This window comes from Embleya scabrispora (genome assembly GCF_002024165.1).
Classification (GTDB): Bacteria; Actinomycetota; Actinomycetes; order Streptomycetales; family Streptomycetaceae; genus Embleya; species Embleya scabrispora_A.
This window is the reverse complement of record NZ_MWQN01000004.1, coordinates 874821-886239: the sequence shown is the minus strand read 5'-3', so window position 1 is coordinate 886239 and position 11419 is coordinate 874821. Positions and strand designations below refer to the sequence as shown.

10 protein-coding genes and 1 pseudogene are annotated in these 11419 nt (G+C 73.3%); 5 read left to right on the top strand and 6 right to left on the bottom strand.

The features are described 5' to 3' along the window. Positions 1–50: 50 nt before the first annotated feature. The 3 genes and pseudogenes from B4N89_RS52365 to B4N89_RS44370 all read left to right on the top strand — a co-directional run. Positions 51–506, top strand: a pseudogene (locus B4N89_RS52365) (SDR family NAD(P)-dependent oxidoreductase); the annotation flags it as partial. Positions 507–749: 243 nt separating this feature from the next. Further along, positions 750–1895, top strand: a complete 1146-nt coding sequence (locus B4N89_RS52360) for an alkene reductase (RefSeq protein ID WP_235619365.1) — start codon at positions 750–752, stop codon at positions 1893–1895. A 128-nt stretch (positions 1896–2023) separates the two neighbouring features. Beyond that, on the top strand, positions 2024–2239 hold the full coding sequence (locus B4N89_RS44370) for a hypothetical protein (RefSeq protein ID WP_078982278.1): 216 nt from the start codon (positions 2024–2026) through the stop codon (positions 2237–2239). Here the strand turns inward: B4N89_RS44370 and B4N89_RS44365 are convergent. Further along, positions 2229–3524, bottom strand: coding sequence for an MFS transporter (locus tag B4N89_RS44365; protein WP_414646479.1), 1296 nt, complete (start codon positions 3522–3524; stop codon positions 2229–2231). The two genes, B4N89_RS44370 and B4N89_RS44365, sit on opposite strands and share 11 nt — an antisense overlap. A 56-nt stretch (positions 3525–3580) precedes the next feature. Between B4N89_RS44365 and B4N89_RS44360 the strand changes: the two genes are divergently transcribed. Continuing rightward, a complete protein-coding gene (locus B4N89_RS44360; RefSeq protein WP_078982276.1) occupies positions 3581–4567 on the top strand; it encodes an ArsR family transcriptional regulator in 987 nt (328 codons plus the stop codon). A gap of 45 nt (positions 4568–4612) precedes the next feature. Here B4N89_RS44360 and B4N89_RS44355 read toward each other — a convergent pair whose 3' ends face one another. The 5 genes from B4N89_RS44355 to B4N89_RS44335 form a co-directional block, all read right to left on the bottom strand. Continuing rightward, complete coding sequence (locus tag B4N89_RS44355; protein WP_078982275.1) at positions 4613–5887, bottom strand: pyridoxal phosphate-dependent aminotransferase; 1275 nt, start codon at positions 5885–5887, stop codon at positions 4613–4615. Further along, the gene (locus B4N89_RS44350; protein WP_235619364.1) at positions 5884–7296 is read right to left on the bottom strand and encodes a KamA family radical SAM protein; all 1413 of its coding nucleotides are present in this window, start codon (positions 7294–7296) and stop codon (positions 5884–5886) included. Before B4N89_RS44350 ends, B4N89_RS44355 begins: the two co-directional genes overlap by 4 nt. A 115-nt stretch (positions 7297–7411) precedes the next feature. After that, on the bottom strand, positions 7412–8512 hold the full coding sequence (locus B4N89_RS44345; protein ID WP_201261181.1) for a carboxylate-amine ligase: 1101 nt from the start codon (positions 8510–8512) through the stop codon (positions 7412–7414). 453 nt (positions 8513–8965) lie between these two features. After that, positions 8966–9388, bottom strand: a complete 423-nt coding sequence (locus B4N89_RS44340; RefSeq protein ID WP_078982274.1) for a hypothetical protein — start codon at positions 9386–9388, stop codon at positions 8966–8968. Positions 9389–9666: 278 nt separating this feature from the next. Continuing rightward, positions 9667–10671 (bottom strand): GlxA family transcriptional regulator, encoded by a 1005-nt coding sequence (locus B4N89_RS44335; RefSeq protein ID WP_078982273.1) that lies wholly within the window; start codon positions 10669–10671, stop codon positions 9667–9669. Positions 10672–10798: 127 nt separating this feature from the next. On the opposite strand from B4N89_RS44335, the gene B4N89_RS44330 reads away from it, so the two are divergent. Then, complete coding sequence (locus B4N89_RS44330) at positions 10799–11383, top strand: HD domain-containing protein (RefSeq protein ID WP_201261180.1); 585 nt, start codon at positions 10799–10801, stop codon at positions 11381–11383. The last annotated feature ends 36 nt before the right edge of the window (positions 11384–11419 follow it).

Genomic DNA, 11419 nt, shown 5'->3' with positions numbered 1-11419 from the left:
GCATCACCGAACAGCGCGAACGCCGCGAACACGACCCGAGGGAGCAGGACATGACCAGGTACGGCGGGACAAGGGCCGTCGTCGTCGGCGGCACCGCGGGCATCGGTCTGGCCATCGCCAAACGGCTCGTGGAGGGCGGCGGCACCGTCCTGCTGAGCGGCCGCACCCCCACGCACCCGGCCGCCACGGTCGCCGAGGTCGGCTCCGGGGCGCACATCGTCCACGCGGACCCGACCGACCCGGCGACGATTCCCGCGCTCGCCGCCGCCGTCGAGGAGCGCCTCGGCCGAATCGACCTCCTGTTCGTCGACGCCGACGTCGGCCTCTTCGCCCCGATCACGCCGGTCACCGAGGAGCAGTCCGACCGGCAGTTCGCGGTGAACACCAAGGGCGCCTACTTCACCGTGCGGGCGCTGCTCCCTCTGCTGAACGACGGCGGCTCGATCGTGTTCACCACGTCGTCGACGAGCGCCGCCGGCACCCCCGGGACGGGCGTGTACGCCATGACGAAGGCGGCCCCGCCCCGCCGCGCCGACCGCCACGGCTCGCCCGACGAGGTGGCCCGTGTCGCGCTGTTCCTGGCCACCGACGCCACCGTCACCACCGACGCCACCGACGCCACCGTCACCACCGGCAGCGACGGCCGCACCGCACTCCTCGGGGCCGGCGCGCACCGGCCCCGGCCCGAAGACCTCGAACCCTCGACCCACCCGGTGGAAGACCTCCACCACGGAAGGACGAAGACGATCATGAACGCCACCGTGCACACCGACGCGACCACGAGCCCCCTCTTCCGGCCCACCCGGCTCGGCGGCCTCGACCTGCCCAACCGCCTCGTGATGGCGCCGATGACCCGCAACCGCGCCGACGCCGAAGGTGTCCCGCGCTCGATCATGGCCACGTACTACGCACAACGCGCGAGTGCCGGGCTGATCATCGCCGAGGCGGCCACGCCGAACGCCGTGGGGCTGACCTACCCCCACATCCCCGCGATCTTCAACCGGGACCACGTGGCCGGGTGGCGGCGCGTCACCGACGCGGTGCGCGCCGAGGGCGGGCGGATGTTCCTCCAACTCCAGCACGGCGGCCGGGTCGGCCACCCCGACAACAGCGGCTTCACTCCGCTCGCCCCCTCCGCGATCGCGCTTCCGGAGCCGATCCATACCCCGGACGGACTCCGAGAGGCGGTCGTCCCGAGAGCCATGACGCTCGATGACATCCGGTCCACCGTCGCCGACTTCGCCGCCGCGGCGCGCAACGCGATCGACGCGGGCTTCGCCGGGGTCGAGGTGCACTCCGCCAACGGCTACCTCCTGCACCAGTTCCTGGGGCAGAACACCAACCACCGCACCGATGCCTACGGCGGCTCCGTCGCGCATCGCATCCGATTCACCCTGGAGGTGGTCCGGGCCGTCGTGGACACGATCGGCGCGGAGCGGGTCGGTGTACGCATCTCGCCCGGAGTTCCCGCCAACGGCATGGCCGAGGGCGACACCGAGGCCATCTACCCGCCCCTGGTCGCCGCCCTCGCCGAGCTCGAACCCGCCTACCTGCACGTGGTGTTGGCCGATCCGGACCAGCCCGTCTTCCGGGAGATCCGCCGGCGCTGGACGGGCACCCTGATCGCCAACCCCGACCTGGGCTGGGGACGACCGCTGCCCGCCGACGGCGGCCGGCACGCGGGCGAGCGGCTGTTGGCGGCCGGCGCCGACCTGATCTCCCTCGGCCGGGCCTTCCTGGCCAACCCCGACCTGGTCCACCGCCTCCGCATCGGCGCCCCGCTCAACCCGATCCGCGACGCGTACCTGATGTACACGGGCGGGGAGGAGGGCTACATCGACTACCCCACCCTGGCAGCCGATCGCGACCGGGTACTCGCGTCGACCACCCACTGAACCCACCCCCACGCCGTCCCGGCCCCGGCCCCGACCTCGCCCGAGACCGAGGGCCGAGGCCGGGGCCGACGGCGTGTCCAGACTCGGCGCGTAGGGGACTGCGCGCCGAACAGCCGCTGCGCAAAGTTTTGTTACCCGACGGCAGCGCGCTGTGGCTGGTCAGCCGGGACCAGGACGCGCGCCGTGTCCTGGGCGCCCAACTCGCCCGTACGCAACCGGGCATCGCCGGCCCCGCGCCGCTGCGCCGGTTTCCCACCCTGAGCTGTGCCGTGCCGCCGGAGCGGCTGCGTCTGCGGGCCTCGTCGGCGGTGTACGGGGTCGCCGAGTTGCCGGTCACCTGGTGAGCGGCCGGCGGGCGGCCGCGGCCGGGCGACGGCGGGACAGCGCCACGCAGTGCCGGGCCAGTGCGACGGCCGCCAGGAGCGCCACGAGTACGCACACCCCCCGCCACCCGGCCCGGCCGTACACCCGGACGCCGAGCCAGGAACCGGCACTGCCGGCGAGATAGGCGCACGTCATGTAGGCCGTGTTGAGTCGGCCGCGGGCGTCGGGGCGCAGCGCGAACACCCGGGCCTGGTTGGCGACCATCCCGCACTGCATCGCGACGTCGAGCAGCAGCGTGCCGACGACCAGGGCGGTCAGCCCCCAGACGCCGCCCCGGGCGCCCGGGGCCAGGACGGCGGCCGAGACGAGCACGCCGAGCAGGCAGATCAGGTTGACCGGATCGGACCCGCGCCTGTCCACCAGGCGTCCGGCGAGCGGGGTGCAGACCATGGTCGCCGCGCCGACCAGGGCGAGCAGCCCCACCGCCTGGGCGCCCAGGTGGTAGGCGGGGCCGGTGAGCAGGAGGGTCAGGCAGGTCCACACGGCGGAGAAGCCGGCGAAGATCGTCGCCTGGTACAGGCAGGAGCGGCGCAGTTCCGGCTCGGCCCGAAGCAGCCGCAGCGGCTCGGCGAGCAGGCCGGGGTACGCCTGGCGCGAGGCGGGTTCGGTCTCGGGCAGGGCCCGGGCGAGCGCGCCGGCGAGCAGCGCGACCACGACCGCCGCCACCAGGTACGGGGCGCGCCAGCCCAGCCCCTCGCCGAGCGTGCCGCTGAACGTGCGGGCGAGCAGCATGCCGCCGATCGAGCCGCTGAGCAGGGTGCCCATCATCGTGGCGCGATGTTCGGCGGCGACCAGTCCGGCCGCCAGCGGGCCGACGACCTGCGCGGCCACGGTGGTGGCGCCGATCACGACTCCGGCGGCGACGAGCACGCTCAGACCGGGCGCGCAGCCCGCGAGCAGCAGCCCGGCGGCGGTGACGGAGAGCAGGGTGACCAGGAGCGCGCGGTTCGGGAGGCGGTCGCCGAGCGGTACGAGCAGGAAGATCCCGAGGGTGTAACCGATCTGGGTCGCGGTCACCACCAGGGCGGTGGTGTCGGGCGACTCGTGCAGGCCGGCGGCGATCAGCGGGACGATCGCTTGCGGGAAGTAGATGTTGCCCACGCCGACGGCGCAGGTCAGCGCCAGAATCAGGACCAGTCGGCGCGGCATTCCCGGCCCGTCGGGCCGTGCGAAAGGAGCGGGATCCGGCGGGTGGGGGACCTCGTTCCGGGGCCCGGGCGAGGTGTCGTTGCCCGTGTCTGTCATGCCCGGTAGTCCACGGCATCGCCACGCCGGCGCCAATGGATGTAGCGTGGAGCTTAATGATCAGCTACGAACTCGGCGTCGAGGATCTGGCCGACACGCGGTTCGCCCTCTCGCCGCTGCACGAAACCGTGTGCAGCCTGCGGGTGTTGCGCGAGCCGGGATTGTCCGCGTGGTTGTTGCCGTGGCGCAGGTCGGTGGTCGACCGACTGGCCGGGCTCGACACGGACCTGCTGCTGTCCCTCGTCGCGGTCCGGCGCACCCTCCCCGACTACCTGACCCCGCGACCCGGCGGCTTCGCGCCGAGCTTCGCCGAGGAACTGGCCGCCGTCCGGCGCACGTCCCCGGACGTGGTCCGCCGCGACCTGATCGACACACATGCCCCGGACCCGGTCCCCGCCCCGCTGCGCGAGGTCGCCGGGGACGACGAAGCGGTGGCCGCGCTGCGCGATCGGATCTGCGAACTGCTGCGGCACTACTGGGAGATCGCCATCCGCCCGACGTGGCCGCGGATCCGGCTCCTGCTCGAAGCCGACATGACCTACCGCGCCCGGCAACTGGCCCTCGGCGGCGCGCGGTCGTTGTTCGCCGACATGCACCCGAACCTGCGCTGGGACAACGGCGTGTTGTACATCGACCGGATGATCGGCCGGCACCACGTGGCGGCGGCCGGTCGGGGACTGCTCCTCGTACCTTCGGTGTTCGCGCACAAACCCGCGCCGCCGCTCAGTGCGGAGGAACCGCCGATGCTGGTGTATCCCAGTCGCGGCGTGGCCGGCCTGTGGATCCGGGAACCCGTCCCCGACGCCGGCGCCCTGGCCTGCCTCGTCGGCGCCGCGAAGGCCGAACTGCTCGTCCTCCTCGCGGAGCCGATGGCCGGTGTCGAGATCGCCGACCGGCTCGACGTCACGCCGAGCGCGGTCTCCCAACACCTGCGCGTCCTGCACGCCACGGGCCTGGTGACCCGAAGCCGGGCCGGCCGCCGGGTGCTCTACCACCGAAGCACGCTGGGCGACCGGCTGACCGACGGCCGGCCGGCGGACTGACCGGGACGGCCGGGTTCGGCCGCCGCGTGTTCGGTTACAGCGTGTTCAACCGCCGGGCGTGCGGCCGCCAAGTGTGCCGAAGCCGGCCTCGATGGCGGCGAGTCCGGCGCGGACATGGGGGAGTCCGGTGGGGGCGGGATCCGCGAGGGCGGCCTCCTGTTCGGCGATCGTGCCGCCGTACAGCATGCTGGTGGCGGCCTTGAACCGCAGCGCGCCGGGGTCGTCGCCGAGGAGGTGACCCGCCAACACCGCGATGCCGCACTCGTCCAGCAGTCGGCGCTGCAGGGACGCCGAGTCGGTGACGCCGAGCGCGCCGAGCGGGCCGCGCAGCGGCTCGAAGTCCGGGTAGACGTAGAACGCGCCCGTCGGCGGCCGGCACTCGGCGCCCGCCGCGACCGCGAGCGCGTACACCGCCCGGGCCACCGCCCCGTGCAGCCGGGCACTCGCGGCCAGGCGCTCGCGGATCTCCGGAGGTTCCTCGAACACGTACCGCGCGACCTCCTGCATCGGTCGGGCCAGGGTCGACCACAACTCGCTGGCCACCGCGACCACTTCGGCCCGGATCCCGGCACCTCGGGCGCCCGCCGGGAAACGTGCCGCGCCGATCCGCCATCCGCCCAGGGCCAGACTCTTCGACAACCCCGTGGTCACCACGGTGCGTTCCGGGACCACCTCCGCCGGACTGAGCAGTTCGGTGGCCTTCGGGTCGTGCACGACGTCGCGGTAGATCTCGTCCGAGACGACCAACAGGTCCTCCGCCTCGGCGATCGTGCAGAGCCGGCGCACCAGGTCCGGCGGTGCGAGTGTTCCGGTCGGGTTGTCCGGCAGGGTGAACACCACGATGCGCGGGTCGAGCCCGTCGGCCCGCGCGGCGCGGATGCGCGCCCGCAAAGCGTCCGGATCGGGAACTCCCCCGAAGTCGCGAGGAATCGGCACCCCGATCGGCGTCTTGCCGGCCAACCGCGCCTGGGGCGCGTAGGAGTTCCAACACGGCCGGGGCAACACCACGTCGCCCGGGACGACATGCTGGAGCGCCATCAACAGCGGTTTGCTTCCCGGCGCGAGTACGACCTGTTCCGGATCGGTGGGCAACCGGCGCCGGGCGAAGTATCCGGCCACCGCGGCGCGGACCGCGAGGTCACCGGCCACCGGGCCGTACGCGTTGGTCGGCGCCCCGGCCCGCAACCGGTCGAGGAGCGGGGCGAAGACGGGCAGCCGGGACTCACCGAACCCGAGGTGCACGATCGACACCCCCTCTGCCCGGCGTCGATCCACGACCTCGTTCAGCGCCAGGTTGGGCGACGTGGACCAGGTGGTCATCGCCCCCTCGCCTCCGCCGGTCGAAGGTCGTACCCGCTCCGCCGCCGCGCCCGGCCGGCGGGCCCGCGCGGGGCGCCGGGGGTGCTCGTGCCGTCGCGGCCGGATGTGCCCACCGCCGCCGCGATGTCGGCGGGGGTGTCCGGGGCGAGCACGAGATCGTCGAGCCAGGTGGCGCCGGCGTCGTAGCGTGCCCGGAACGGGCGGGCGACCAGCGCCGGTTCCCGAGCCTGGAGCATCCGCAACCGGAAGTACCGGCCGCTCCCGTCCTCCTCGACTCCATCGACGAGCACCTTGCCCGGCGTCGCCGACATCACCGGCCCGCGGACCGTGCGGGCCAGACCGGGCAGCGTGCGATAGGCGCCGCGGAAGATCTCCGCGGCTCGGGCCAGCGGTACCGCGAAGTAGTCGTGCGGGCCGGTGTCGCGCTCGACGAACATGTAGTACGGGACCGCCCCGCACGCCAGTTCGGCCCGCCACAACCGAGCCCACACCGCCGCGTCGTCGTTGACGTGCGCGATCAGCGGGGCCTGGCAGTACACGAGTGCGCCGGTACCGCGAATGCGGGCGAGGGCCCGGCGGGCGAGCTCGGACTCCAACTCGCGGGGATGGCTGAAGTGCGCCATCACGGCGATGTTGCGCCCGGAGGCGACCACCTCTTCGAACAGGCGCAGCAGGTCGTCGGCGTCGTGGTCGGAGACGAACCGATGCGGCCAATAGGCGGGCGACTTGGTACCGATGCGGATGGTGCGCACCGTCTCGACGCCCAGGATCGGCTCCAGGTGCGCGCGCAGCCGTTCGGTGGACATCACCAACGGATCGCCCCCGGTGACCAGGACGTCCTCGACCTCGGGATGCACCGCCAGGTAGGCCAGGAGCCCGTCCGGAGTCGGCGCCGCGAAGCGGAGGTCGGGGTCGCCGACGAACTGCGCCCAGCGGAAGCAGTACGTGCAGTAGGCGTGGCAGGTCTGGCCCTGCCCGGGGAAGTGGAGCACCGTCTGGCGGTACTTGTGTTGCAGCCCCCGTACCTCGGCCTCCCCCATGTGCGGCACGTTGAGTTGCCGCTGCCCCGACGGATGCGGATTGAGGCCGTCGCGGATGTGCCGTACCAGGGACTGCAGTTCGGCCTTGGCGCCCGGCGCGCGGGCCAGTTCGGCCAGTCGGCGTTCGTCGGCCGGGTCGAGCATGCCGCGTTGCGGGAAGACGAGCCGGAAGATCGGATCGTCGGGGATGTCGTTCCAGTCGACGAGGTTGGACAGGACGTACTCGTTGACCCGGAACGGCAGCACGCACGCGACCGCGCGGACGGTCTCGCGGATGTCGTCGGACAGGCCGTAACGGTCCGCGATCTCGTCCAGATGATGCGGTCCCAGGGCCCGGAAACGTTCGCCGGCGGGCATGGTGGCGGGCATCGACGACATGGGGGACTCCCGGAGGTGTCAGGGTTCGTGGATTCATGACTCGACGGAGGAGAAGGAGCGGCGCCGCGTGCCGGCGCGCGGGCTGCCGATGGCGCGCACGCCGGGGCTACCCGCCCTGTTGTTCGGTGGCGTCCGCGAGGTAGCGGACCACGTCGGTGAAACGGTGCCGGCGCTCGAAGACCAGGCGTTGGCGTCGTGCCCCGCAACCGTCGCGGCGCAGACGGGCGAGGGTGCGGGTGACGTGGGAAAGGTCGCCCGCCGCGTCCAGGTGGTCGCGTACCCGCTCGATCAGCGCGTCGACCATCGTGTTCGCCGGGACCGGTTCACCGCTCGCGGGGTGTACGGCCATGCCTTCGAGGCCGTCCCTCGCGGCGCGCCAGCGGGCCGCGACCAGGACCTCCGTCGGGATGTCGGGGGCGGGTTCGCCCGCGCGGATCGCAATCAGCGCGTCGGCGACCAACGCGCGCACCAGGACGGCGAGCAGCACGGCCTCGTCGACCGTGGTCGCCACGTCCGGCGCCCGGACCTCCACCGTCGGCCAGGACGCCGACGGGCGGGCGTCCCAATAGATCATCTTGGAATCCTTGATGGCGCCGGTGGTGATCAGGCCGGCGACGGTGTGCTCATAGGCGCTCACGGAGGTCAGTCGGGGCGGAATGCCGGAGCAGGGCCACATGGTGGTGACGACGTTGCGCCAACTGGCGTGCCCGGTGTCGTGTTCGTCGCGGAACGGCGAGTTGGCGCCGAGCGCGATCAGGGTGGGCAGCCAGGGGCGGAGCCGGCAGGTCACCTGTACGGCGGTCTCCGGGTCGAGGGTGCCGACGTGGACGTGGCAGCCGCAATTGACGAACGTGTCGGTCAGGGCGCCGTATCGAGCCGACTGGTCGTGCCGTCTGGGGGCGTCGACGAGCAGCGGCTCCGGGCCGGGTGCGATCACGGGCGTGGCGCCGGCCACGAGACGACACCCGTACACGGCGGCCGCCTCCGTGCAGTCGCGCCGTGATCGCAGGAGATGGGCGCGCAGTTCGTGTCCGGTGTGCGCGACGGGACTGGCCGATTCCACCTGGTAGCGGGTGGCTTCGAGGCGCGTGGCGTCCGTGTCGGCGACCTTGGCCAGGACGAGTTCGGCGCGCGGGGCGGGGGTGCCGGTGCGGGCGTCGACGAGCAGGAACTCCTCCTCGACGCCCATCGTCAGGGTCGGCGTCACGACGGTGGAGGGTGCTTTGCGGCCGGCGGTCCCGGTCGCGGACCGGCTGGGGGACTCGGGCTGCCGGCGTGTGAAGCAGGAACCTGCCATCGGAAGTCCTTCGGCCACCCGGGCGCGCCCGGCGACGAACCGGCGCGAGCGGGTGGGCTGTTTCGGACCCGGGCCGAACGGGAGACGGCCGGCCGGGTCTTGAGTGCCGCTGTGGTCTCGCGCGACCGGAATCGGGCGGTGACCGGTGCGCCGCTCGGCGGCCACACCCGACGGGCACCCGAATGCCGGTCCGATTTCCAGCTTCGCGGTTGGTCCGGAGCATCGCCAGTCGACACCGAAGCCGCCGGAGAGATGCGGGCCGGCGGTGGCCGGGGGAGGGGCGCGGGAAGGGGCGTGGGCGCGTGCCTTGCCCGTTGTCCCGAAACGAGGATGGCGGATCGGTTACCGTACGGGTTTCCGTGATTACGCGACGCCGATGGCGCCGAGGGCGTATTCGACCGCCCTGTCGAGTTCGTCCGCGGTCACCGGGCGGGCGACGAAGCCGTCGCGGTCGTCGAGTTCGTCGACGCGCTGGTCGGCCACGTCGAGGGCGAGATGTTCGGCGAACTCCGCGACCGCCCCGGCGTCGCCGTCGAAGTCGCCGACCCGGTCGGTGGGCGCGTCGAAGAGTACGCCGATCCACAGATCCGGATCGCGCATCACCAGCACCTCGCCCAGGTGTACCCCGCACCCGGGCGGACCGTCCTCGTCGCCGACGGCCGGCGAGCGGCCCAGCATCGGCACGCCGCGCTCGTCGGTCGGGCCGCCGCACGGGTGCGCCGACGCGGCGCCCAGCGGACAGCGCCGGCCGTGCTCCCGATCCTCGATGTGTGTGCCGCGTGCCATCACCGCTCCTGTCCACGACTGCCGCCGATGCCGATGCCGGTCGCGACCGATGCCGCGCGCATGCGTCCGCGCGCCCACCGCCTCGCCACGCCGCCGAGTCCAACACGGGGGACGACCGACTCGGAGGCAAGCGCGCCGTGCCGGACCACGGCATGCCACGAATGCCGTAATCCGCCCGCCGCGCGCCCCGCCCGCACCACCGTGATCGAACGTCACGCAGCGTGCTGCCGATAGCGGCGTCGCAGTGCGTGGGGCCTGGACTCGTCGGCCGGCCGGTGCTACAAGGTGCCCGGGGCGGGGTGGGCGGCCGTGTCGAAGGTGGCGCGGTAGGTGCTGGGAGGTACGCCGAGGCGGCGTTTGAAGAGAGTGCGCAGGTTGGCGGGGGTGCCGAGGCCGGATCGGCGGGCCACGGCGGCGATGGACAGGTCGGAGCCTTCGAGGAGTTCGCGGGCCCGGTCCACGCGGGCGTCGGACAACCACTGCATGGGCGCCAGTCCGGTCTCCTCGTGGAAGCGGCGGATGAGGGTGCGCCGGGACAGCCGGGCGCGTTGGGCCAGCAGGTCGACGGTCAGCGGTTCGTCCAGGTGCCGCAGCGCCCAGGCGCGCAACCCGTCGAGCCCGCCACCGCGTTCGGGCGGCGTGGGGTGGGCGATGTACTGCGCCTGGCCGCCCGCGCGATGCGGCGCGGCGACGAGGGCGCGGGCCCGCTGGTTGGCGATCGCGGCGCCGAGATCGGCGCGGATGATGTGCAGGCACAGGTCGATGCCTGCGGCCACGCCCGCCGAGGTCAGTACGTCGCCCTCGTCGACGTAGAGCACCTGCGGCTCGATGCGCACCGACGGGTACCGGTGGGCCAGTTCGGCGGCGCGTTGCCAGTGGGTGGTGGCGCGACGGCCGTCCAGCAGCCCCGCGCCGGCAAGGACGAACGCGCCGGTGCAGATCGACACCATGCGGGCGCCTCGGGCGGCGGCCTCGGCGAGGGCGGTGCGCAGCGGCGGCGACGGGGGGTCGGGCGGGACCAGGCCGGGCACGACGATCGTGTCGGCGTCGGCGAGGGCGTCCAGACCGCGGTCGACGAGCAGCGACGGGCCGCCGTGGATCGGGACGGGGCCGGGGTGCTCGGTGCAGACGGTGACCCGGTACGGGCTCCCCTCCCAGTCGCCGAAGGCCTGGATCGGGATGCCGAAGTCGAGGGCCAGGACGCCGGGTTGGGCCAGGACGACGACATGGTGGGGCAAGCGTGGCACCGAGGCGTCGGTCCCGGTGCGGGCTGTGGGGGCCATGGCACGATGCTATCGACCAATGGCATTCGTGCCACTGCTCTCGATGTCGACCCGCCGACTACGGTCGGGGCATGGACACAGTCGCCGCCGTTCCCACCACCCCCTGGCCCGTCGGACGATCGAGCACGTGCGGGCCCGCACGTCGCGGCCGACCGCGGAGCACAGCTTCCGCAGCTATCGATTCGCCGTGTTGCAAGCCGCGTACGACGGGCTGCGGCCCGGCGCGGACTTCGACCCGGACCTGCTGTTCTCGGCCTGCGCGCTGCACGACCTCGGGACCTGCCCGGACGCCGAGGGGCGGCAACGATTCGAGGTCGAAGGGGCCGACATGGCCGCGGCGTTCCTGACCGAGGGCGGGGTGGCCGCCGCCGACGTCGACCGGGTCTGGGAGGCCATCGCGCTGCACACCTCGGCCGGGATCGCCGAGCGCCGCGGCACGCTGTCGTACCTGACCCGCAGGGGCATCGCCATCGATTTCGGGGTGGACACCGACTGTGTAGACGACGCCCAGGCCCGGACGATCCACGCCGAACACCCTCGGCTGCGGATGGCCGAGACGCTGGCCGAGGAAATCGCCCGCCACGCCCGCCGGAATCCGCGGAACGCCCCCCGCTACAGCCTCCCCGGCGAACTGCTGCGCGAACGAGGCGAGGACGGGACGGGCCGCACCGAGATGGAGGCGGCGGCGGCGCAGTCGCGCTGGGGAGTGTGAGCGGGGTCGCCTCGGGCGCGGGCGCGCCGCGTATGC

Excerpts from the sequence above, each read along its gene's own strand:
- B4N89_RS44350 (WP_235619364.1), bottom strand. The coding sequence starts at position 7,296 with ATGCCCGCCACCATGCCCGCCGGCGAACGTTTCCGGGCCCTGGGACCG.
- B4N89_RS44360 (WP_078982276.1), top strand. The coding sequence starts at position 3,581 with ATGATCAGCTACGAACTCGGCGTCGAGGATCTGGCCGACACGCGGTTC.
- B4N89_RS52360 (WP_235619365.1), top strand. The coding sequence starts at position 750 with ATGAACGCCACCGTGCACACCGACGCGACCACGAGCCCCCTCTTCCGG.
- B4N89_RS44340 (WP_078982274.1), bottom strand. The coding sequence starts at position 9,388 with ATGGCACGCGGCACACACATCGAGGATCGGGAGCACGGCCGGCGCTGT.
- B4N89_RS44365 (WP_414646479.1), bottom strand. The coding sequence starts at position 3,524 with ATGACAGACACGGGCAACGACACCTCGCCCGGGCCCCGGAACGAGGTC.
- B4N89_RS44355 (WP_078982275.1), bottom strand. The coding sequence starts at position 5,887 with ATGACCACCTGGTCCACGTCGCCCAACCTGGCGCTGAACGAGGTCGTG.
- B4N89_RS44335 (WP_078982273.1), bottom strand. The coding sequence starts at position 10,671 with ATGGCCCCCACAGCCCGCACCGGGACCGACGCCTCGGTGCCACGCTTG.